This window comes from Bacillus sp. 7_6_55CFAA_CT2 (assembly GCF_000238655.1).
Lineage (GTDB): Bacteria > Bacillota > Bacilli > Bacillales > Bacillaceae_G > Bacillus_A > Bacillus_A cereus.
In genome coordinates, this window is record NZ_JH414708.1 from 1,023,670 (window position 1) to 1,047,784 (window position 24,115).

The window sequence follows — 24,115 nt, forward strand, 5'->3', positions numbered from 1 at the left end:
AAGGAGGAATTTTGAATGAGTGATCGTCAAGCGGCGTTAGATATGGCGTTAAAACAAATAGAGAAGCAATTCGGTAAAGGTTCAATTATGAAATTAGGAGAACAAGCAGAGCGTAGAGTTTCTACGGTTTCTAGTGGTTCTTTAGCACTTGATGTGGCACTAGGAGTAGGCGGATATCCACGTGGCCGTATTATCGAAATTTACGGACCTGAAAGTTCAGGTAAAACGACAGTTTCATTACATGCAATTGCAGAAGTACAACGTCAAGGTGGACAAGCAGCATTCATCGATGCGGAGCACGCAATGGATCCTGTATATGCACAAAAATTAGGCGTTAACATAGATGAATTACTATTATCACAGCCTGATACAGGGGAGCAAGGATTAGAAATCGCGGAAGCACTTGTACGAAGTGGTGCGGTTGACATTATCGTAATTGACTCTGTAGCAGCTCTTGTACCGAAAGCAGAGATTGAAGGCGACATGGGTGACTCGCACGTAGGTTTACAAGCACGTTTAATGTCACAAGCACTTCGTAAGCTTTCAGGAGCAATCAACAAATCAAAAACAATTGCAATCTTTATTAACCAAATTCGTGAAAAAGTTGGGGTTATGTTCGGAAATCAACTACAAGTTGCTTAATCGAAAAGATTAAGGAGTTTACCATGGGTTTCCCTTGCTAGTGATAGCATGTTAAAAACCTTGTGAACCTTATTGCCTAAGGGTGTAACTATCCATATAGTTGCTAACGGTGAAGCCCACCATTATTTAGGGTAATACCGTGCCAAGCTCCATAGTGATATGGGGAAGGTGTAGAGACTACCGAAAAGGACTTTTAGTTAACTGAGTAGGGTACGGCAGATGATAGGCTACTGCTGGAAGTGCAAGGCTCTCTGTAAAGAGATGAAGAGATAGTCCGGACTATAGAGATGGAAAATCTATAGATAGTGCCAGAAACAACTCCAGGTGGTCGTGCGTTGAAATTCTATTCAACTGTCCGTCTTGAAGTGCGTCGTGCGGAGCAATTAAAGCAAGGTAACGACATCGTTGGTAATAAAACAAAAGTAAAAGTAGTGAAAAATAAAGTAGCACCACCATTCCGTGTTGCGGAAGTTGATATTATGTACGGAGAAGGTATTTCAAGAGAAGGTGAAATCTTGGATATGGCTTCTGAGCTTGATATCGTTCAAAAGAGCGGTGCTTGGTATTCTTATAATGAAGAACGCCTAGGACAAGGTCGTGAAAATTCGAAGCAGTTCTTAAAAGAAAATACAGATTTAAGAGAAGAAATTGCCTTCTTTATTCGTGAGCATCACGGAATTAGTGAAGATTCTGGTGCTGAGGGCGCAGAAGATTCAACTCTTCTTGATTAAAAAAATAAAGACACGGTCTCGTGTCTTTTATTTTTTTATCTACTATTAAGGAGCATAATACTATAGATAAAAATATTTTTTGACTTCAAATGGGTTGTGTAAAGAAGGATATGTAAATATTTTAAGTAAAGAAATGGGAATTACTAAGGTTTTCCAGTATAATAGGCTCCTTACTTTTCAAATTTAGGTCACATTCAAGGCTGAAGGTAAAGAAAGTAAAAGTAGACAACGCTTGACAATGAAAATTACGATAGATACAATGAGAATGTATATTTTTTCTTATATACGATATACTCTTCTCAAGAAGAGAAGTAATATTCGGAGTAAGGTTTAAATCTTACCGAAATAATAATATGACATTTTAATTGTGAAATGAAGAAAGTCCCTTAAAAAAGCGGGACGACGGTCTTTGCTGTATGTTGTAATTCAATGTACATGCCGACAGTCTTTTTTCATTCATAGCAAGGGGAGGTGAAATCATGAGTAGTACAGTTTGGATACTCATCTCCATTTTGCTTGCAACAACAGTCGGTGCAGTTGTTGGCTTTTTTGTTCGAAAGTCTATTGCTGAAGCGAAGATTAATGGTGCGGCTAATGAAGCAAAACGTATTCTAGACGAAGCGAATCGTGAGGCTGAAGCACTTAAGAAAGAAGCGCTTTTAGAAGCAAAGGATGAAATTCATACACTTCGTACAGAAGCTGAATTAGAAATTCGTGACCGTAGAAGCGAATTACAAAAACAAGAAAATCGTTTAATGCAAAAAGAAGAGAACCTTGATCGTAAAGACGAAACGCTCGATAAACGCGAGCAACAGTTAGAGAAGAAAGAGGAATCTCTTGTAGCGAGACAACAACAGATTGAAGAGTTGGAAAGCAAAGTGGGAGAGTTAGTTCAAAAGCAACAAACAGAATTAGAGCGCATTTCCAATCTGACACGCGAACAAGCGAAAGCAATTATTCTTGGTAAAGTAGAAAATGAAGTTTCTCATGAAATCGCTGTTATGGTAAAAGAAAGTGAAGTTCGCGCGAAAGAAGAAGCGGATAAGAAAGCAAAAGAGATTTTATCTCTTGCAATGCAAAGATGTGCAGCTGATCATGTTGCTGAAACAACCGTTTCGGTTGTAAATCTTCCAAATGACGAAATGAAGGGACGTATTATCGGGCGTGAAGGTCGTAATATTCGTACGTTAGAAACGTTAACGGGTATTGACTTAATTATCGATGATACACCAGAGGCGGTAATCCTTTCTGGATTCGACCCAATTCGTCGTGAAACAGCTCGTATCGCTCTTGATAAACTAGTACAGGACGGACGTATTCACCCAGCGCGTATTGAAGAGATGGTCGAAAAATCAAGACGTGAAGTGGACGAGTATATTCGCGAAGTCGGAGAGCAAACAACGTTTGAAGTGGGTGTTCATGGATTACATCCAGATTTAATTAAAATTTTAGGTCGTTTAAAATACCGTACAAGTTATGGTCAAAACGTCTTAAAACACTCTATGGAAGTTGCATATTTAACTGGACTTATGGCGGCAGAGCTTGGCGAGGATGAAAAACTAGCAAGACGTGCAGGTCTATTACATGATATCGGAAAAGCGATTGACCATGAAGTAGAAGGAAGCCACGTTGAAATTGGTGTTGAACTTGCAACGAAATATAAAGAGCATCCTGTAGTTATAAACAGTATCGCATCTCACCATGGTGACACAGAACCAACTTCTATCATTGCAGTTTTAGTTGCAGCAGCAGATGCTTTATCAGCTGCAAGACCGGGAGCTCGTAGTGAAACACTTGAAAACTATATTCGTCGTCTTGAAAAGTTAGAAGAGATTTCAGAGTCTTATGAAGGCGTTGAAAAATCATTTGCAATTCAAGCAGGACGTGAAGTTCGTATTTTGGTAAAACCAGATACAATCGATGACTTAGAAGCTCATCGTTTAGCTCGTGATATCCGAAAACGTATTGAAAATGAACTGGATTACCCAGGACATATTAAAGTAACTGTTATTCGTGAAACACGTGCAGTGGAATACGCAAAATAAAGTGGTGAAACACCACTTTATTTTTTTGTGTTGGAATTGGATAAAATAAAGACAGTTAGTTATATAGCATAAAAGTGAAACAAACTTATAATAAAGATATTATAAGGAATTTACTTGATGCTATAGCAATAAAAAATGCAGTACATAGAAAGGGTAAGACATATGAGAATATTATTTGTTGGGGATGTAGTAGGATCTCCTGGTAGAGGTATGATTCAACAATACGTACCGGCATTAAAGAAAAAATATACACCTACAGTAACAATCATTAATGGAGAAAATGCAGCAGGTGGCCGTGGGATTACAGAAAAAATATATCGAAACTTTTTAGAGTGTGGGGCGCAGGCAGTTACACTTGGAAACCACGCTTGGGATAATCGTGAAGTATTTGAATTCATCGATGATGCAAAATATCTTGCAAGACCAGCTAACTTCCCAGAAGGAACTCCAGGAAAAGGACTTATCTTTGTGAACTGTAATGGAACAGAAGTTGCAGTTATTAATTTACAAGGACGTACTTTCCTTCCTCCAATTGATTGTCCATTCCGTAAAGTGGATGAATTAATTAATATTGCGAAAAAACGTACGAATATTATATTTGTTGATTTCCATGCGGAGACTACAAGTGAAAAACAAGCGCTAGGTTGGTATGTAGATGGACGTGCTACAGCAGTAGTAGGTACGCATACGCACGTCCCTACAGCGGATAACCGTATTTTACCAAGCGGAACGGCATACATTACAGATGTTGGGATGACAGGGCCGTATGACGGAATATTAGGTATGGACAGAGAAGCAGTATTGAAGAAGTTTTTAACAAACTTACCAGTACGATTTGAAGTAACAAATGGTAGAACGCAATTAAGTGCAGTGTTAATTGATGTGGATCCAAATACAGGAAAAGCAAAGAAAATTGAACGTATTTTAATTAATGATGATCAACCATTTTTTGAGTAAATTTTCGTTAAATTTTAGATAAGTTATTATATTTTAATTTTTTAGAAAAATTACGAAAATTTAGCAGGAATACGCGCCATTCCTCGTGAATATAAGTTAAAGTGAAATAATTGCTAATACTTTTTAAAGAAACGAGGAGGAAACGCGGAATGGAAATATTAAAAGTTAAAGCAACGTCGGTCCCTAATTCTGTAGCTGGTGCACTTGCAGGTGTTATTCGCGAACGCGGAACAGCAGAAATTCAAGCTATTGGTGCAGGTGCATTGAACCAAGCTGTAAAGGCAGTAGCAATCGCAAGAGGATTTGTAGCGCCTAGTGGTTTGGACCTGATTTGTATCCCAGCGTTTACAGATATTATGATTGATGGCGAAGAGCGTACAGCAATAAAATTAATTGTAGAACCTCGTTAAGTTTAAACAACCTGTTTGCAGTATGCAAACAGGTTGTTTTTATAATGGAGGAATGAAAATGAAAATTTTTGATGCTCATTGTGACGTGCTTCTTCAGTTATGGAGTGCACAAGGGAAAAGGGATTTTAAAGATGATTCACAATTACATATTACATTTGAACAGTTAAAGAGAAGAAAAGGAAGTATACAATGTTTTGCTATATATGTACCAGAAACAGTGGCATATGAAAACCGATTTGAAGTAGCATTACAAATGGTAGATATTTTTTATAATGAGATTTTATCCCTACCAGGTGTGAAGTTTATTCAGACAAAAGATGATATTAACATATTAAAACAGGACGAGATTGGAGCGATATTAACAATAGAAGGATGCGAAGCAATTGGAAAAGATGCAATGAAATTACGGTTGTTGTATCGCCTAGGAATACGTTCTTTTGGACTAACATGGAATTATGCCAATCTCTTAGCTGATGGTGCGCTAGAGACACGTGGGGCGGGTTTAACGACTTTTGGTAAACATGTTGTACAAGAACTGAATACGTTACATGTATGGACTGATGTGTCTCATTTGAATGAAAGAAGTTTTTGGGATGTTATAGAGATTGCAAAAAATCCTATTGCTTCCCACTCAAATTGTATGAAACTTTGCGAGCACCCACGTAATTTAAAAGATGAACAACTTAAAGCTCTTATAAAGCGAAATGGCATGATTGGTGTCACTTTTGTACCGCAGTTTCTAACAAATGAAAAACAAGCGAATGTAGCAGATATAGTAAGACATATCGAATATATTTGTTCATTAGGTGGAGAGCGCAATATAGGATTTGGTTCCGATTTTGATGGGATTTTAGAAACAGTTGTAAATGTATCAGCGTATCGAGATTATGAAAATGTAATGAATGAGCTTTGTAAACACTATGCTGCATCTACTGTAGAACGATTTTTATATGATAATTTTGTAGAACATATGAGTTTTTAAATCCCGATTTAAAATTCAGAAAAATTAAAATTAATTCATTTGATTTTATTGCTTTTTTTAAGACCTAATACTAGAATGAAAAACAAAATAGCTTTATACTAAAGATTCAGGGAAATCAGAAGAGGCATAATTTGCGTCCGTTGTAGTTTATTTGCATAAAAAATGCTAAACTATTACTGTAAAAAAATACACTACAATGAATGCAGCCAAAAGGGGTGTAGGAGATGATTAGTCAACTTTCATGGAAAGTTGGAGGCCAACAAGGTGAAGGAATTGAAAGTACAGGAGAAATCTTCTGTATTGCATTAAACCGATTAGGATATTACCTATACGGTTACCGCCACTTCTCATCACGTATAAAAGGCGGCCATACAAATAATAAAATTCGTGTAAGTACAACAGAAGTACGAGCGATCTCAGATGATTTAGATATTTTAATTGCTTTTGACCAAGAAACAATTGATTTTAATTTCCACGAACTACGTCCAGGTGGAATTGTAGTTGCGGATGCGAAATTTAATCCAACAATACCTGACAATACAGATGTAAATCTATATGTGATACCGTTTACAGATATTGCTTCAGAATTAGGCACATCATTAATGAAAAACATGGTTGCTGTTGGAGCATCAAGTGCAGTATTAGGATTAGATGAAACAGCTTATTTAGATGTTGTTGAAGAAATCTTTGGTCGTAAAGGAGAGCAAGTCGTTCAAAAGAATATGGACGCAATTAAACGCGGCTCTCAATATATGAAAGAATTACTAGGTGAGAAAGTAAACATGATGCAGCTTGAAAAAGCTGATGGTAAAAAACGCATGTTTATGATTGGAAACGATGCAATCGCATTTGGTGCGGTAGCTGGTGGTGCTCGTTTTATGTCAGCATACCCAATCACACCTGCATCAGAAATTATGGAATACTTAATTAAAAAATTACCGAAAGTCGGCGGAACAGTAATCCAAACTGAGGATGAAATCGCAGCTTGTACAATGGCAATCGGTGCAAACTATGCTGGTGTTCGTACATTAACGGCATCTGCTGGTCCTGGTCTTTCATTAATGATGGAAGCAATCGGTTTAGCGGGTATTACAGAAACCCCATTAGTAATTGTTGATACACAACGTGGCGGCCCAAGTACAGGATTACCAACGAAACAAGAACAGTCTGACTTAATGGCGATGATTTACGGTACGCATGGTGAAATTCCAAAAATCGTAATGGCGCCAAGTACAGTTGAAGAAGCTTTCTATGACATTGTAGAAGCATTTAACTTATCTGAAGAATATCAAGTTCCTGTTATTTTCTTAACAGATTTACAGCTTTCGTTAGGAAAACAAACAGTAGAACCACTTAAATTAGATAAAGTGGAAATTCGTCGTGGTAAGCTTGATTTAGAAGCAGAATTACCAGAACGTGAAAATAAAGCATACTTCAAGCGTTATGAAGTAACAGAAGACGGCGTTTCACCACGTGTTTTACCTGGTATGAAAAATGGTGTTCACCATGTTACAGGTGTAGAACATGATGAAACTGGAAAACCGTCGGAATCAGCAATAAACCGTAAAGATCAAATGGACAAACGTTTCCGTAAAATGGAGAACTTGAAGTTTAATACCCCTGTTTATAAAAATGTTAAGCATGAAGAAGCAGACGTATTGCTTGTTGGATTTAACTCAACTCGTGGTGCGATCGAAGAGGCAATGACGCGTTTAGAACAAGAGGGTATGAAAGTAAACCATGCTCATGTGCGTTTAATTCACCCGTTCCCAACAGCTGAAATCGATCCACTTGTGAAAAAGGCGAAGCGTGTTGTAGTAGTAGAAAACAATGCAACAGGTCAGCTTGCTAACATTATGAAAATGAATCTTGGTAATGGTGAGAAAATTTCTAGTCTTTTAAAATATGATGGAAACCCATTCTTGCCGAAAGAGATTTACAACGAATGCAAAAAAGGGGTTGTATTAAATGGCAACATTTAAGGACTTTCGTAACAGTGTAAAGCCAAACTGGTGCCCAGGTTGCGGAGACTTCTCAGTGCAAGCTGCAATTCAACGTGCGGCAGCTAACGTTGGCCTAAATCCAGATGAACTTGCTGTTATTTCTGGTATCGGCTGTTCAGGCCGTATTTCAGGTTATATTAATTCATATGGTGTGCATAGTATTCATGGTCGTGCCCTTCCGATTGCACAAGGTGTGAAAATGGCAAATCGTGATTTAACAGTTATCGCTTCAGGTGGTGACGGTGATGGATTTGCGATTGGTATGGGACATACAATCCATTCTATTCGTCGTAATATCGACATTACGTACATCGTAATGGATAACCAAATTTATGGATTAACAAAAGGGCAAACTTCACCACGTAGTGAAGCTGGATTTAAAACGAAAAGCACACCACAAGGTTCAATTGAACCATCACTAAATGTAATGGAAATGGCCTTAACAGCTGGTGCGACATTTGTGGCGCAAAGCTTTTCGAGTGATTTAAAAGAATTAACACAAATTATTGAAGCTGGTATTAACCATAAAGGATTTTCATTAATTAACGTATTTAGCCCATGTGTTACTTACAATAAAGTAAATACTTACGATTGGTTTAAAGAGAACTTAACGAAACTAAGCACAGTAGAGGGATATGATCCATCTAATCGCATGATGGCTATGCAAACTTTAATGGAAAATAACGGTTTAGTAACAGGGTTAATTTATCAAAATACTAAGCAACCATCATATCAAGAACTTGTTAAAGGCTATAGTGAAGAGCCTTTAGTGAAATCTGATTTAAATATGGATCAGAAAATGTTTGATGAGCTTGTTGCTGAATTTATGTAATGTAAGAAAAAAAGGTTGCCGATTTGGCAACCTTTTTTTATGTACAAAATATAGGGTAGCCTTATTTACTTAGAAAATTCAGAATGATAAAATAATATATAAATCGTTGTATGAAAATGGCAAGTTCATTGCTTATGAAATGTAAGGTAATAAAAGGCCTTTGTATTGTTAAGATTGGCGAAACACGTCATACTATGGTAATGTTTATAGGGATAAAGCAATATGCTTTTGGGTAGGACAACAAGAAATGATAAAAAGGGAATGTCTATTTGCGTGGGGAAGACTTCATTCTTATGAATGATTAGATTGATTACTCAAGTTTCAAAGGACAAGTTATCTCTCCAGCTATCTAACCATTTTTGAGGTGAGTCTAAGCGCATTAAAATGGACTATAGAGTGTGTATAGTTAAGGGTGAAAGGAGATTACCGATGAACGAGCAACAACGATTAGCAAGTCAACAAGCAAATTCCTCTATGAAAAAAGAAGAGAAAGATTATAGTAAATACTTTGAAAGTGTATATCAACCACCTTCCTTAAAGGATGCGAAAAAGCGTGGGAAAGAAGAAGTTAAAATTGAACGGGATTTTGGCTTACCTGAAGAGTTTCGCAATTTTGGTACAGGAAGAAAGTTCTATATTCGTACATATGGTTGTCAAATGAATGAGCATGATACGGAAGTAATGGCAGGTATTTTCACAGCACTTGGATATGAACCAACTTTTTCAACTGAGGATGCAGATGTAGTTTTATTAAACACTTGTGCAATTCGTGAAAATGCTGAAAATAAGGTGTTTGGTGAGCTAGGCCATTTAAAGTCACTCAAACGAAGAAATCCAGACCTTTTAATTGGTGTATGTGGTTGTATGTCTCAAGAGGAATCTGTTGTAAATAAAATTATGCAAAAAAATCAGCATGTAGATATGGTATTTGGAACGCATAATATTCATAGACTACCGTACATTCTAAAAGATGCGATGTTCTCGAAAGAGACGGTAGTTGAAGTATGGTCAAAAGAAGGTGACGTAATTGAAAACCTTCCGAAAGTACGTCGTGGTGATATTAAAGCTTGGGTAAATATTATGTATGGCTGTGATAAATTCTGTACGTATTGTATTGTACCGTATACACGCGGAAAAGAGCGAAGTAGACGTCCAGAAGATATTATCCAAGAGATTCGTCATTTAGCTGCAAATGGTTATAAAGAAATTACGTTACTTGGACAAAACGTAAATGCATATGGTAAAGACTTTGAAGATATAGAATACGGTCTTGGCGATTTAATGGACGAACTTCGTAAAGTTGATATTGCCCGTATTCGTTTTACAACGAGCCATCCACGTGATTTCGATGATCACTTAATTGAAGTGCTTGGAAAAGGTGGCAACCTAGTAGAACATATCCATTTACCAGTTCAATCTGGAAGTACAGATATGCTGAAAATTATGGCACGTAAATATTCGCGTGAGCATTATTTAGAACTTGTAAGAAAAATTAAAGAAGCAATTCCAGATGTAGTATTAACAACAGATATTATCGTTGGTTTTCCAAATGAAACAGATGAGCAATTTGAAGAAACGATGTCGTTATATCGTGAAGTAGGGTTTGATACTGCCTTTACATTCATTTATTCTCCTCGCGAAGGTACACCAGCTGCAAAAATGAAAGATAATGTACCGATGGAAGTAAAGAAAGAACGTCTTCAGCGTTTAAATACACTAGTAAATACGTTGGCAATTGAAAAGAATAGTCGTTACAAAGGTCAAATTGTAGAAGTGTTAGTTGATGGGGAAAGTAAAAATAATCCGGAAGTACTTGCAGGTTATACTCGTACGAATAAACTTGTAAACTTCGTCGCTTCAAAATCTTTAATTGGTCAGCTTGTGAAAGTGAAAATAACGGAAGCAAAAACTTGGTCTCTTAACGGGGAATTAGTTGAAGAGCCGATTGAGGTGAAATAATAGATGAAAGTATATTCGAAAGATGACATTGTTGAACAAGCGAAAGAATTAGCAAAAATGATTTCTGAAACAGAAGAAGTTGATTTTTTTAAGAAAGCAGAGGCGCAAATTCATAAAAATAGAAAATAGTAAAGCGCGCAATCGATGAAATTAAAGCACTGCAAAAACAAGCAGTAAACTTGCAACATTACGGGAAATGGGAAGCTTTAAAAAAGGTAGAAGCTGAAATTGATGCATTGCAAGATAAGTTAGACAGTATTCCAGTCGTACAACAATTTAAATCTTCACAAACATACGTAAATGACTTATTACAGTTAGTTGCTAGTACAATTTCTAACAACGTAACAGATGAAATATTAATTTCAACTGGTGGCGATGTACTAAAGGGTGAAACTGGCGCAGCGGTAGAAAGTAAAAAAGGAAATTGTGGTTGTTAAAGAGATGTCATATTGACATCTCTTTTTTTTTGGGATTAAACGTAAGTTCTTCTCAAAAAAAGAATGACACATTCCGCTATTGTCACGCATATGATTAAGTGAATAGTGATTGAGGAGGGTTACGAATGTCCGAATTTAGAGAGATTATTACAAAAGCAGTGGTTGGAAAAGGACGTAAGTATACAAAGTCAACGCATACATGTGAATCGAATAATGAGCCAACAAGTATTTTAGGGTGCTGGGTAATTAACCACTCGTACGAAGCAAGAAAGAATGGAAAACATGTGGAAATTGAAGGTTTCTATGATGTGAACACTTGGTATTCATTTGATGGAAATACAAAGACTGAAGTTGTAACAGAACGTGTGAACTACACGGACGAAGTAAGTATTGGTTATCGTGATAAAAACTTTTCTGGTGACGATTTAGAAATTATTGCTCGTGTTATTCAGCCGCCAAATTGTTTAGAAGCACTTGTATCACCAAATGGTAATAAAATTGTTGTAACTGTAGAACGTGAATTTGTAACAGAAGTAGTTGGAGAAACGAAAATTTGTGTAAGTGTAAATCCTGAAGGCTGCGTAGAATCAGATGATGATTTCCAAATTGCTGATGATGAATTTGAAGAATTAGATCCGAACTTTATAGTTGATGCAGAAGAAGAGTAATAGAAAGCTAGGGAGAAGTTCTTCCTAGCTTTTTACTTTACATAAGTGGGGCTGAATGAACATGATTCTTTATGAAATATGTTATAATGAAGAAAGACTCCTGAAATAGGAGATAAGAGTGTCCGTGAAATGCGACATATATGAAAATAGATTATCATGTAAGAATTATGGAGGAAAAGTATGACTCAATATACGCCTATGATACAGCAATATTTAAAGGTTAAGGCAGATTATCAAGATGCCTTTTTATTTTTTCGCTTAGGCGATTTTTATGAAATGTTCTTTGAGGATGCTGTAAAAGCAGCTCATGAACTTGAAATTACATTAACGAGCCGAGATGGCGGTAGTAGTGAACGTATACCAATGTGCGGTGTACCGTATCATGCGGCTAAAAACTATATTGAACAACTTGTTGAAAAAGGATATAAAGTAGCTGTTTGTGAGCAAGTAGAAGATCCGAAAACAGCTAAAGGTGTAGTACGTCGTGAAGTAGTACAATTAATTACGCCAGGAACGATGATGGAAGGGCGTACAATTGATGAGAAAGAAAATAACTTCTTAGCCGCATTAACACATTTTGAAGATGGATCATATGCTTTAGCTTGTAACGACTTAACGACTGGACAAAATACAGTAACGTTATTGACTGGTTCAGTAGAAGATATTTTATTAGAAGTGTATGCAACTGGTTCGAAAGAAATTGTTGTTGATTCTTCATTTTCTAAAGATGAACTAAACAAGTTAACTGAAACATTGAAAATGACGATTTCGTATGAAGATGCAACGGCAATTCCGGAAGGATTAGAACATCTTGTGAAAAATGTTTCACAAGCAAAATTAATTAAAGCAGTTGGACGTTTATTTAACTATGTAATAAGAACGCAAAAACGTTCTTTAGATCATTTGCAACCAGTAGAAATTTATTATACGAATCAATTTATGAAAATTGATGTACATTCAAAGCGAAATTTAGAACTGACAGAAACACTTCGAACGAAAGAAAAAACAGGATCACTATTATGGTTATTGGACAAGACGAAAACAGCTATGGGTGGTCGTATGTTAAAACAGTGGATGGAACGTCCACTTATACAGAAAGAAAGAATTGAAGAGCGTTTAGAAATGGTTGAAACGTTTGTAAATGATTACTTCTTACGTGAAGATTTAAAAGAAAAGTTAAAAGAAGTATATGATTTAGAACGCTTAGCAGGAAAAGTTGCATTTGGTAACGTAAATGCAAGAGACTTATTACAATTAAGACGTTCATTGCTTCAAGTACCAGCTATTTTAGAAGCAATTAGTTTGTTAGATAACGCTTATGCATCGAGATTAATTCAAGGTGCAGATCCATGTGAAAGCTTAACAGAATTACTAGGAAGAAGTATTCAAGAAAACCCACCGCTTTCGATTAAAGATGGAGATATTATTAAAGATGGTTATAATGACAAGCTTGATCAATATCGTTACGTTAGTAAAAACGGGAAAACGTGGATTGCTGAGCTTGAAAAAAGAGAACGTGATATTACCGGAATTAAATCATTAAAAATCGGATACAACCGTATTTTCGGTTACTACATTGAAGTAACGAAAGCGAATCTTGCAGCACTTCCAGAAGGTCGCTATGAGCGTAAACAGACGCTTGCTAATGCTGAACGTTTCATTACAGATGAACTGAAAGAAAAAGAAACGTTAATCTTAGAAGCTGAAGAAAAAATTGTACAGCTAGAATACGATTTATTTACAGCACTTCGTGAAGAAGTAAAAGTATTTATTCCGAAATTACAACATTTAGCGAAAGTAATTAGTGAATTAGACGTACTGCAAAGTTTTGCAACAGTTAGTGAAGAAGAACAGTTTGTAAAACCTGTACTGACAACGAAGCGCGAAATCTTTATTAAAGATGGTCGTCATCCTGTTGTTGAAAAAGTATTGAACGGGAAATTGTATGTACCGAATGATTGTATTATGCCAGAGAATATGGATGTCTTTTTAATTACAGGGCCGAACATGTCTGGTAAAAGTACGTATATGAGACAATTAGCACTTGTAACGGTTATGTCGCAAATCGGTTGTTTCGTACCAGCAACAGAAGCAGTATTACCTGTATTTGACCAAATCTTTACGAGAATTGGTGCAGCGGATGATTTAATTTCAGGTCAAAGTACATTTATGGTCGAAATGTTAGAAGCGAAAAATGCAATTGCAAACGCATCAGAAAGAAGTTTAATTTTATTCGATGAAATTGGACGCGGTACATCTACGTATGATGGTATGGCACTTGCACAAGCGATTATTGAACATATTCATGACCAAATTGGTGCAAAAACGTTATTCTCTACGCATTATCACGAATTGACGGTGTTAGAAGAGAGTTTAAATCAACTGAAAAATGTACACGTTTCAGCAATTGAAGAGAATGGAAAAGTAGTATTCCTTCATAAAATTCAAGATGGAGCAGCTGATAAAAGTTACGGAATTCACGTTGCGCAACTTGCGGAGCTTCCAGATAGCCTAATCGCTCGTGCGAAAGAAGTGTTAGCACAGCTAGAAGGACAGGAAGAAATTATTATTCCAAAGCGAGTAGAAGTGAAAGTACAAGAAGCTACTCCAGAACCTGTAGTTGTAAAAGAGGAAATAGCAGAAATACAGGAAACGAAAGTAGAGACTGAAGAAGAATCGCAACTATCTTTCTTTGGAGGAGAACAGTCTTCGAAGAAACAAGAAAAGCCTCTGCTAGATCAAAAAGAAACAGCAGTACTGGCGCAAATTAAAAAAATCGATTTACTTGATATGACACCTTTAGAAGCGATGAACGAATTGTATCGCTTACAGAAAAAGTTAAAGAAAGGATGAGTAAGTAGATGGGGGAAATTCGCAAACTCGATGACCAACTCTCTAACTTAATTGCGGCAGGGGAAGTAGTAGAGCGCCCTGCTTCAGTCGTAAAAGAACTTGTGGAAAATTCTATCGATGCGAATAGTACATCTATTGAAATCCACTTAGAAGAAGCTGGGTTATCGAAAATTCGTATCATTGATAATGGTGATGGTATTGCAGAAGAAGACTGTATCGTCGCTTTTGAACGCCATGCAACGAGTAAAATTAAAGATGAAAACGATCTGTTCCGCATAAGAACACTCGGTTTCCGCGGTGAGGCATTGCCAAGTATTGCCTCAGTTAGTGAATTAGAATTAATTACTAGCACAGGTGATGCGCCTGGTACACACCTTATTATTAAAGGTGGAGACATTATAAAGCAAGAGAAGACTGCGAGCCGAAAAGGAACAGATATTACAGTACAAAACTTATTCTTTAATACACCAGCACGTCTTAAATATATGAAAACCATTCATACAGAGCTCGGAAATATTACAGATATCGTGTATCGTATTGCAATGTCACATCCAGAAGTATCGTTAAAACTATTTCATAATGAAAAGAAATTGCTTCATACGTCAGGTAACGGTGATGTAAGACAAGTACTTGCATCGATTTACAGTATTCAAGTTGCGAAGAAGCTTGTTCCAATTGAAGCCGAATCTTTAGACTTTACAATTAAAGGCTATGTAACATTACCAGAAGTAACGAGAGCATCTCGTAATTATATGTCAACGATTGTAAATGGTCGTTACGTTCGAAACTTTGTATTAATGAAAGCAATTCAGCAAGGATACCATACATTACTGCCAGTTGGCCGGTATCCAATTGGTTTCTTATCGATTGAAATGGATCCAATGCTAGTTGACGTTAACGTACATCCAGCGAAGTTAGAAGTTCGTTTTAGTAAAGAACAAGAATTGCTAAAGCTGATCGAAGAAACATTGCAAGCTGCATTTAAAAAAATACAGCTTATTCCAGATGCAGGTGTAACAACGAAGAAAAAAGAAAAAGACGAAAGTGTGCAAGAACAGTTCCAGTTTGAGCATGCGAAGCCGAAAGAACCATCTATGCCAGACATTGTTTTACCAACTGGCATGGATGCAAAACAAGAAGAACCGCAGGCTGTGAAACAACCACCACAACTGTGGCAACCGCCGAAACAAGAATGGCAACCACCACAGTCGCTCATAAGAGAAGAACAAAGTTGGCAACCATCCACTAAACCGATAATCGAAGAACCAATTCAAGAAGAGAAATCGTGGGACAGTAATGAAGAGGATTTTGAACTAGAGGAATTAGAAGAAGAAGTTCGGGAAATAAAAGAGATTGAAATGAACGGGAATGACTTACCACCGCTTTATCCAATTGGACAAATGCATGGAACATATATTTTCGCTCAAAATGATAAAGGCTTATATATGATTGACCAGCATGCCGCGCAGGAACGTATTAATTATGAATACTTCCGTGATAAAGTAGGAAGGGTAGCGCAAGAAGTACAAGAGTTACTTGTACCGTACCGTATTGATCTATCTCTTACTGAATTTTTACGTGTCGAAGAACAGTTAGAAGAACTAAAAAAAGTTGGGCTATTTTTAGAACAATTCGGCCATCAATCCTTTATCGTCCGCTCGCATCCAACATGGTTCCCGAAAGGACAAGAAACAGAAATCATCGATGAAATGATGGAGCAAGTTGTTAAACTAAAAAAAGTCGATATTAAAAAGTTACGTGAAGAAGCAGCCATTATGATGAGCTGTAAAGCATCCATTAAAGCGAATCAATACTTAACGAACGATCAAATATTTGCTTTACTGGAAGAACTACGTACAACAACAAACCCGTACACATGCCCGCACGGAAGACCAATTCTTGTGCATCATTCTACTTATGAGTTGGAGAAGATGTTTAAGAGGGTTATGTAGAGTGAATAGATTACATTTCAAAAGGGAGTAACATTTACTGTTGCTCCCTTTTAATATGTAGATTTAATTGTTAAACGAGAATATGGTGGAGTAATTTTGTATTGTATTTCTTGGTTGCGTTAACTTAAATTTATCTATGTATAAAAAAGCGCTGTATACAGCACTTTTTAAAAGGTGCATGAATTGTATCATTACTAACTAAATAACTATGCATGGCCAAATGTTGCTTCTTATTTAGCTAATTGTCATAAGGATCTATACAATTACTTATTTTTATTATTATTAATTTTTTCAGTGTATAGAACTTGCTCTTTATAGTGCTTCTTAATTGGGAAGTTATGTGTACCTGTGCCGTTTTTGAATTTTTTGTCAATGGGGTTCTTTAGAGGAACTGTTGTAGTTTCAGTAAATTCATATGGGTAATTTATTTTAGATTTATCTTCAAACATGAAAATGCCTCCTTTTAGGATCTCCTAAATTCTTTACTATAACATGATATGCATATAGATATTTTTTGGACTAGTTATTTATATAGGTTAATGGAATTTAATTACATAACTAATGAAACATTTTAAAGGAAAACAATTTGAGAAAGAAATGGTATGAATAGATGTTGGCTCCTATTGTTATTTTTTTGTTTAACAGCACAGTGAATTGTGCATATAAATTCATTATAGATTGTTTTTATAATATGGTTTATATGGGGTTTTCCTGATAATATAATGTGGAATATTATAGTGTTATTAGGTTATTAGGAACATTTAATGCTGTTTCATAACTGAAAGGGAATTGAAAAAAAACTGAAACTTTTCTCATAAAAATTCAATCTAACTTGAAAAATGAAAGGAAAATGAAATTTTCCAAAAGATATTCTTTGTTAAGATAAAAAGCATACATACAAAAAGCATTGACATATCTTAAAAATTTATTTTCAAGATATAGTGGGGGAAAAGATGAGATTAGAAAAACAATTAATAAAAAAGATGTATTATGAAACATTTCTAATGGAGAATGAAACAAAACCAACTCTTGACGTACTTGGACAAGCTTATGTAAACGAAGAAAAAAATGAGATTTCTGATGGGTCTTATATTCGTTTTGCACAAGGTGAATTTTATTATCGTCATCAAGATTTTGAAGCAGCTATTTTTAAATGGGAGAAGGTTAGTAATGAATTAGCACCATGGGCACAAAAAAATATTGCGGATGCTTATTTCGAACTTAATCAATTACCATATGCTGAAAATATTTATACTTCCATTACTACTGATAATAAAATATTGATGACCGAAATTAGACTACAATTACTTTCTCTTTACATTGAGCAAAATAATTTTGACTCAGCTTTCGGTGTTATTAAAGAAGCAGTTTCTTTAAATCCTGATTATCCGAATGTCACAAAAATTGCCCGTTCCTTTTATGAGGAACAGCAAGATTTTGATAGTGCAGTAGAGCTTGCTGTGAATGAGTTAATTCGAATAGAGTCGTATCCGTGGTTTGAGGTGTTAAAAGGATATATCGATAAAGGGTTTACTAAACATATTTCACCAGACTATTTTTATGATGCATTAGCTACATTAAATAATGTAGATCAAGTACAATTTACACAAATGGTTTCATCACTTTGGAACAGTTATAAAGATGAACCAAATTATTTATTATGGCTTAATACAATAAATGAATTTTTCTTACATATTGAAATACATTCGTCCGATATATGGAACAAAGTTTCTGCTCTTTACGAAGAAACGTACTTTACATTAATTCAAGGTCAATATACGCTTAGACAATTAGACGATATCATACCAAATCTGTTAGCAAACTGGTTAAAGGTAGTCAATCCATCTTATGCTGTATTTCCATCTGCAGCTGTATTGGCATGGGATGAGATTTTCCCTTCCAAAATAGATTCAGCAAATATAGAACATGCGGAAAACTTACTGTCACATTCTATTAATCATGTAAATGGCTTAGAGTACAGCTTACACCTTTTTGAATCTATTACACAGTGGGCACAAAAGCAGAATATAGAAATAGGTCACCGATTTAAATGGTTAGTTGACGAGCTCGCAGATTTAAGAACAAATCGTATTTTAGTAACGGGAACTTCAGGGAACGGAAAAACTACATTTATTAACTCTATATTAGGAGAAAATATATTAGAAAAATCAATTTCAAATGTAGTAGTTTTAAAAAATGATGCTCATATAGAAATAAACGCTATAACAGACTCAGCAATTACAACAACGGAAGATATCACTGATTACCATAATATGATGTCTCAGCACCATCAAACATATAGAGATAGAGCGTGTGTTGAATTTAAATTACCATGCAGATTTTTAAATGAAAATAAACTTACATTTGTAGTGACACCTGGCTTTAATAGAAATAACGACACTAGAGATGAGATATTCGAATATTTAAATTCTGTAGACGAATTACTGTTCGTATTGAATGCGGATTCACCTTTTACTGATAAAGAACGTGACATTCTATTAAGTATTCAAGAACATACGCCAAATTTACAAATTCATTTCTTATTAAATAAAATCGATAACATTTACAGTGAAGCAGAAGTGAAAAGGGTATTACATGATACGGCAGCGAGAATAAACACATATTTCCCACATGCGAGAATTTTCCCTTATTCTTCGTTATATACAAGTAGTCAACAATTAAATGGTTTAATCGAGTTTATTCATTTTAACTTTAATCATAAAAATATCGATGCAGAACGTACTGAAAAGTTATTATTTTTCATTCGAAAAACAATTACATATCTTTTGGAGAAACGTGTTGAGAAAGAAAATAACCTGGTGGATGCTATTAATTGGAATGAAGATATGCTAGTGAAACTAAACGGTAGCATTAATAACCTTACTGCATTTGAAAGGGAAAAAATTCATTTCATTACACAATCATATCGTTCAATGAAGACTGAAATTACAAATGATCTTACCGAAAATATTCCGAAGATATTAAAGAGCTGTTCTAATTTAATTAGTGAAGAAAGTGATTTCGGGCACATGGATACGGAACTAAATAAAGCAATGAATGAAAGAGTGCATAAATATTTAGAACAAACTGTATTACCTAATCTTGCTCTTTCTATGCAAAATTGGATTGCAACTTCTAATAATGAGCTTCTTCAAAGTCAAACGTATTTAGAAGAACTTAGTGAAGGGCTTAATTCACTATTTGGAGAAAATAAAATACAGTTAGAATGTGACTTTAAAGTGCTTGATGACTGGCGCAGAGATACTGACAGGATGACGACTAGAATACAAATGGATGAAGTAAATATTTTACGTCGATTTACGCCAGCACAATTTTTACTAAAAAGTGCCGGTAAATTATTTGGAGTTCTTCCTAAAAATAAATCTATGCTACATAACAAATATAAACAGTATGTAGAAAATGAAGATTATACTGAAGTAACGGCTTCTATTATGAAGAAATTTTTCTTGCAATTTGAGCTGTTTGAAAACACACAAGAGCGAGATATTCATATATTCTTTAGGAATCCATTTAACTCCTTAAAGCAAGCTGTAGAAAATACGCAATTAGAAATACAAGAAAAACAAGAGATGTTACATAAAATGAAATCAAATCCTGAAGTTTATCATGATTCTATCATGCTCTTTGAATTGAGATTGCGTCAATGTGAAGTAATTTTAAATATAGGTAATGATAATACCTATACAGATGTAGCTTTAGAAACAAGCGTAGAATAAAAGTAAATACATCAGATTTTGTATATACACGATCTGATGTGTTATAAGAAAGTAAAAAGGAGCAACTGTAATAAGTTGCTCCCTTTTTCATATATAGATTATTTTTCTGTTTCTTTAATTTTAGTTTGTACTTCGCCAGTTTTAATTTTATTGCTTTCTGAGAAGCGTAATAAATCGCCTTCAATAATTTTGTCAGACATTCGTAATTCATTTTGGGCACGTTTAATGAGGGCTTGAGCTTCTTTTTTTGGTAAATCTACAATTTCACCTGTTATACGGTCGTAGAAAGTGTTGTTTTTGTATGCATACTTATCTGTAACGAAGCTACCATCACGTAAAACAACAAAGCCAGTATATTCATCTGAAAACATATCATGGCCAAAACGAATATCATTCGTAGAATCAACACCTAATAAATTTAGAATAGTAGGTTTCATATCGATTTGTCCCGTAGGCTTTGAAATAGTTTGACCTTCTGTTTGTCCAGGAATATGAATATATAAAGGCGTACGTTGTAAATTTAAAGTATCAAATTCTGTTATTTGATCTTTTTCTAAAAACTGTGCCATTGCACGATTATGTTTTTCGGAAATACCATAATGATCACCGTATAACACAATAATAGAATCATCGTAAAGCCCCTCGGCCTTTAGACGTTCAATAAATTTTTTAATTGATTCGTCTAAGTAACGTACTGTTACGATGTAACGATCAAATACGCCATTACCAGAGTTGTATGGTTCAATGAATTTTGTATCTTCATCATACGTAAATGGATAATGGTTTGTTAAAGTGAGGAAACGAGCATAGAATGGTTGATTAACAGTTTTTAATATATCTACTGATTGATCAAAGTATTCGATATCTTTTAATCCCCAATTTAAATTTGTTTCTGGTGTAATTTTGTAATCAAGCTCATTATAGTAACGATCATAACCAAGAGCAGAGTACATGATATTACGATTCCAAAATGTTGCGTTATTCGCATGGAATACAGAAGTGAAATAACCTTGCTGACGTAAAATTTCTGGAGTCGCAGTATAATCATTGTTACCGTGTGTGAAGAATACAGCCCCTCGATTTAATGGATACAACGACGTATCGATTAGAAATTCAGAATCGGATGTTTTCCCTTGACCAGTTTGATGGAAAAAGTTATCAAAGTAATAACTTTCATTTATGAATTCATTTAGGAATGGTGTAACTTCTTGCCCATTGACTGATGCTCCTATTAAGAAGGTTTGCAAGGATTCAAGAGTGACTACAATTACGTTTTTTCCTTTCGCTACACCAAACATATTAGGGTTTGGCTCGCTTTGGTTTGCTTTTACGTAGTTTTCAGTTTCTTGTAATTTACTACTATCAGCAAGCGCTTTTTGTGAACCGGCTTTTACTTGCAGTGTTAAGTCATATACTTGGTGAGTATATAAGCCTAAATTTTTGACAAGCATTACTCGGTCGAATGATCTCGTTAATAATTCAGGGCGCTCTTTTTCTGCAAGATGTAGATTCGCAAAGAATACACCAATTGTTAAAAGAAAGTATAACAAGCGTGTAGAATGAGTTACACGTTCGGTTTTAAAGACCAATGATTTCTTTTTTAATAAAATAAAGAAGAAAACAATGTCTATGAATGCGAGTATAATTTTGTAGTTTAATATTTCTATAATACTGCCGCCTAATTGTCCAAAGTTTGAGGTTTGTCCAAGTACTGGTAATGTAACGAAATCACTATAAAAATCATAGAACATTACATTTCCAACGAGTACGATTGTTAATAAGAAATTAATACATAGCGCTATATAATTTCGCTTTTCACCAGTTGAAAATAATGCTAATCCAACAAATGCTAATGATGCGGCTAGAGGACTAATAAACAAAATAAGCTCTTGCGTTGAAGACTCGATTTTTAAATCAAAACTGAATCGCGTAATAAGATATGTTTTTAACCATACTGCTAAAGCCATTATTATAACAAAGCTTATATTTTGCATTTGTAAATTTATTTTATTCTTCATTTTTACACCTTCTTTATACAATTTATTTAACTGAAGTTATATATTATTTTTTTATAACTATTGGAGTGTAATGAACCATTTAGAATCTGTTTTCTAAAGGGAATAATTTGAAGTATTCATATACATACAATGGGGATTTTTAAAGCGTAGTAGCATAAATATAACTCTTTTTGAGAAACGGGCAGAACAAGTCATAGTTGTAGTGAAATTGACTTATAGACATCCTACCATATTAAACACTATGATGATGTTACAAAATATCGAACAAATGAAAGTGAAAATGGATAGAGACTTTTAAAACTGTTGACATTCAATTTATTAGAATTGAATACCAACAGTTTTAAATATGTAGTTATATTACATATGTATCTTGTAAAATTCCGATTTTTTGTCGGTTAATCATTAGCCGGGAAGGATAGGAGGGCTTATTAATATATTTTTACTATATAAGTAAAGTGTTTTGAAATTAGGAATATTTGACTAGAATCTTAATGATAGAAATTAAATGTCAGATAAGTACTTTCCAACATACAGACCACTTGCAGCTGCTTGAGATAATGAGTGCGTAACGCCTGAACAATCTCCAATTAAAAATAGCCCATGTATACTAGTTTCAAAATGATTATTAATTTTTATCGTAGGAGCATAGAACTTTCCATCAATTCCATATAGTAAAGTATGTTGATCAATAGGTTCTTGTATAAATTGTTCTAAACGTAATAAAAATTCTTTGAGCCCTTCAATATATAATTGAGGAATTTCTTGATTCAAATCTCCATAATCCCCCTGTAGTGTAGGCTGTATACGGCTATGTTCCATGCTGTTTTCCGCCGTAGGTTGTTTCTTTAGTAAGTCCTCTAAGCGCTGTATAACAATCCGATCTCGTCCTTGGTTAATGCCTTTAATAATTGAACTTGCGTATACATTTGCTTCTTTGAGAGTTGGAAAATAGCGAGGAATAAATAAAGTGAAATTTAAATTAGAAGTGCCAGTTCCTTGCTCTCGAAAATTTTGACCGTCAGGCATAACTAAACCTTCTTCGTACTTTCGAATGATGCGTCCTTTTGGATTCATACAGTAAGTAGTTGCTGTGAAATGCTCACCTTGATAAGAAAGTTTTGTTTCAAAAGTATCTTTTAATATAGAACGTAATTGATGTTCTTTCATTTCTACTCTAATTCCTAAATCTACACGTGTTTGCTCCTGAGAAATATTTAGGGAACTGCACATTTCTTTTAACCAATCGGCCCCAGAGCGCCCAGTTGCAAATACTAGTTGCTTAGTTTGAACTGTTCCTTGATTTGTATCTATTGTAAAATGATCTTCCTGTTTCAGAATATGTTGTACATCTATATGAAATTGGATCTTTATTTTCGTCAGTAAAAATTCATAGAGCTGCTGAAAAATGTTACTGGAAAGTGCAGTACCAAGATGTCTTACTTCTGTTGTTAGCATTTGTAAACCACACGCTTCAGCTCTCTTAGTGAGACTTGAATTTTCAGTAGAATATTTTGAAACCGAACTTCCACCAAACTGACATAGAATTTCATCTACTTCAGCCATGAGTTGTATAAAACCCTCTTTACCGACTTTTTTCTCAAGTTCTCCGCCAAATCCGTTTGTATAATTAAATTTCCCTTCAGATTTGCCTAAACCACCAAACCCGAAATATTTATCACATGTAGTACAATTACACACTTTTCCTTCGTCTAAAGGACAATGGCGATCTTCTAGCGCTTTACCTTTATCAAGAATTAAAACTTTTTTGTTACTTTTAGCTAGTGAATAAGCCATAAAAATGCTACTTACTCCAGCGCCGATAATCGTAACATCATACATATTCTTCCACCTGCTAACGAATAGTTTGTTTTTTATTTTTCTAGTGTATA

14 protein-coding genes and 3 pseudogenes are annotated in these 24,115 nt (G+C 35.0%); 14 read left to right on the forward strand and 3 right to left on the reverse strand.

All coding sequences use genetic code 11. From position 1 onward, the window contains the following. Positions 1-15 precede the first annotated feature (15 nt). The 13 genes and pseudogenes from recA to mutL form a co-directional block, all read left to right on the forward strand. Positions 16-624, forward strand: a pseudogene (gene recA, locus HMPREF1014_RS05570) (recombinase RecA); the annotation flags it as partial. A 326-nt stretch (positions 625-950) separates the two neighbouring features. Beyond that, positions 951-1,373, forward strand: a pseudogene (locus HMPREF1014_RS05575) (recombinase RecA family protein); the annotation flags it as partial. 479 nt (positions 1,374-1,852) lie between these two features. After that, the gene (gene rny, locus HMPREF1014_RS05580; RefSeq protein WP_000099770.1) at positions 1,853-3,418 is read left to right on the forward strand and encodes a ribonuclease Y; all 1,566 of its coding nucleotides are present in this window, start codon (positions 1,853-1,855) and stop codon (positions 3,416-3,418) included. A gap of 162 nt (positions 3,419-3,580) precedes the next feature. After that, entirely contained in the window at positions 3,581-4,375 is a 795-nt protein-coding gene (gene ymdB / locus HMPREF1014_RS05585; RefSeq protein ID WP_001221095.1) for a 2',3'-cyclic-nucleotide 2'-phosphodiesterase, read from the forward strand. 149 nt (positions 4,376-4,524) lie between these two features. Further along, complete coding sequence (spoVS, locus tag HMPREF1014_RS05590; RefSeq protein WP_000404341.1) at positions 4,525-4,785, forward strand: stage V sporulation protein SpoVS; 261 nt, start codon at positions 4,525-4,527, stop codon at positions 4,783-4,785. A gap of 58 nt (positions 4,786-4,843) precedes the next feature. Further along, on the forward strand, positions 4,844-5,767 hold the full coding sequence (locus HMPREF1014_RS05595; protein WP_000688036.1) for a dipeptidase: 924 nt from the start codon (positions 4,844-4,846) through the stop codon (positions 5,765-5,767). A gap of 224 nt (positions 5,768-5,991) precedes the next feature. Then, entirely contained in the window at positions 5,992-7,749 is a 1,758-nt protein-coding gene (locus HMPREF1014_RS05600; RefSeq protein WP_000625417.1) for a 2-oxoacid:acceptor oxidoreductase subunit alpha, read from the forward strand. Continuing rightward, entirely contained in the window at positions 7,736-8,602 is an 867-nt protein-coding gene (locus HMPREF1014_RS05605) for a 2-oxoacid:ferredoxin oxidoreductase subunit beta (RefSeq protein WP_000190155.1), read from the forward strand. Before HMPREF1014_RS05600 ends, HMPREF1014_RS05605 begins: the two co-directional genes overlap by 14 nt. Positions 8,603-9,031: 429 nt before the next feature. After that, entirely contained in the window at positions 9,032-10,561 is a 1,530-nt protein-coding gene (gene miaB, locus HMPREF1014_RS05610; RefSeq protein WP_001005375.1) for a tRNA (N6-isopentenyl adenosine(37)-C2)-methylthiotransferase MiaB, read from the forward strand. A 3-nt stretch (positions 10,562-10,564) separates the two neighbouring features. Further along, positions 10,565-10,998: pseudogene (locus HMPREF1014_RS05615) on the forward strand (YlbF/YmcA family competence regulator). 125 nt (positions 10,999-11,123) lie between these two features. Then, positions 11,124-11,666 (forward strand): outer spore coat protein CotE, encoded by a 543-nt coding sequence (gene cotE, locus HMPREF1014_RS05620; protein ID WP_001288799.1) that lies wholly within the window; start codon positions 11,124-11,126, stop codon positions 11,664-11,666. 180 nt (positions 11,667-11,846) lie between these two features. Continuing rightward, positions 11,847-14,519 (forward strand): DNA mismatch repair protein MutS, encoded by a 2,673-nt coding sequence (mutS, locus tag HMPREF1014_RS05625; protein ID WP_000196029.1) that lies wholly within the window; start codon positions 11,847-11,849, stop codon positions 14,517-14,519. Between the two features lie 8 nt (positions 14,520-14,527). Beyond that, on the forward strand, positions 14,528-16,471 hold the full coding sequence (gene mutL / locus HMPREF1014_RS05630) for a DNA mismatch repair endonuclease MutL (RefSeq protein WP_000503928.1): 1,944 nt from the start codon (positions 14,528-14,530) through the stop codon (positions 16,469-16,471). Between the two features lie 263 nt (positions 16,472-16,734). On the opposite strand, the gene HMPREF1014_RS05635 is transcribed toward mutL, so the two are convergent. Next, positions 16,735-16,920 (reverse strand): hypothetical protein, encoded by a 186-nt coding sequence (locus HMPREF1014_RS05635; RefSeq protein ID WP_000461138.1) that lies wholly within the window; start codon positions 16,918-16,920, stop codon positions 16,735-16,737. A gap of 504 nt (positions 16,921-17,424) precedes the next feature. Between HMPREF1014_RS05635 and HMPREF1014_RS05640 the strand changes: the two genes are divergently transcribed. Next, entirely contained in the window at positions 17,425-20,208 is a 2,784-nt protein-coding gene (locus HMPREF1014_RS05640) for a dynamin family protein (RefSeq protein ID WP_001235303.1), read from the forward strand. A 98-nt stretch (positions 20,209-20,306) separates the two neighbouring features. Here HMPREF1014_RS05640 and HMPREF1014_RS05645 read toward each other — a convergent pair whose 3' ends face one another. Together HMPREF1014_RS05645 and HMPREF1014_RS05650 are read right to left on the reverse strand one after the other, a co-directional pair. After that, positions 20,307-22,226, reverse strand: coding sequence for an LTA synthase family protein (locus HMPREF1014_RS05645; RefSeq protein WP_000791038.1), 1,920 nt, complete (start codon positions 22,224-22,226; stop codon positions 20,307-20,309). Positions 22,227-22,727: 501 nt separating this feature from the next. Beyond that, complete coding sequence (locus HMPREF1014_RS05650; protein ID WP_000272397.1) at positions 22,728-24,065, reverse strand: NAD(P)/FAD-dependent oxidoreductase; 1,338 nt, start codon at positions 24,063-24,065, stop codon at positions 22,728-22,730. Positions 24,066-24,115 lie beyond the last annotated feature (50 nt).

Excerpts from the sequence above, each read along its gene's own strand:
- rny (WP_000099770.1), top strand. The coding sequence starts at position 1,853 with ATGAGTAGTACAGTTTGGATACTCATCTCCATTTTGCTTGCAACAACA.
- ymdB (WP_001221095.1), top strand. The coding sequence starts at position 3,581 with ATGAGAATATTATTTGTTGGGGATGTAGTAGGATCTCCTGGTAGAGGT.
- spoVS (WP_000404341.1), top strand. The coding sequence starts at position 4,525 with ATGGAAATATTAAAAGTTAAAGCAACGTCGGTCCCTAATTCTGTAGCT.
- HMPREF1014_RS05595 (WP_000688036.1), top strand. The coding sequence starts at position 4,844 with ATGAAAATTTTTGATGCTCATTGTGACGTGCTTCTTCAGTTATGGAGT.
- HMPREF1014_RS05600 (WP_000625417.1), top strand. The coding sequence starts at position 5,992 with ATGATTAGTCAACTTTCATGGAAAGTTGGAGGCCAACAAGGTGAAGGA.
- HMPREF1014_RS05605 (WP_000190155.1), top strand. The coding sequence starts at position 7,736 with ATGGCAACATTTAAGGACTTTCGTAACAGTGTAAAGCCAAACTGGTGC.
- miaB (WP_001005375.1), top strand. The coding sequence starts at position 9,032 with ATGAACGAGCAACAACGATTAGCAAGTCAACAAGCAAATTCCTCTATG.
- cotE (WP_001288799.1), top strand. The coding sequence starts at position 11,124 with ATGTCCGAATTTAGAGAGATTATTACAAAAGCAGTGGTTGGAAAAGGA.
- mutS (WP_000196029.1), top strand. The coding sequence starts at position 11,847 with ATGACTCAATATACGCCTATGATACAGCAATATTTAAAGGTTAAGGCA.
- mutL (WP_000503928.1), top strand. The coding sequence starts at position 14,528 with ATGGGGGAAATTCGCAAACTCGATGACCAACTCTCTAACTTAATTGCG.
- HMPREF1014_RS05635 (WP_000461138.1), bottom strand. The coding sequence starts at position 16,920 with ATGTTTGAAGATAAATCTAAAATAAATTACCCATATGAATTTACTGAA.
- HMPREF1014_RS05640 (WP_001235303.1), top strand. The coding sequence starts at position 17,425 with ATGAGATTAGAAAAACAATTAATAAAAAAGATGTATTATGAAACATTT.
- HMPREF1014_RS05645 (WP_000791038.1), bottom strand. The coding sequence starts at position 22,226 with ATGAAGAATAAAATAAATTTACAAATGCAAAATATAAGCTTTGTTATA.
- HMPREF1014_RS05650 (WP_000272397.1), bottom strand. The coding sequence starts at position 24,065 with ATGTATGATGTTACGATTATCGGCGCTGGAGTAAGTAGCATTTTTATG.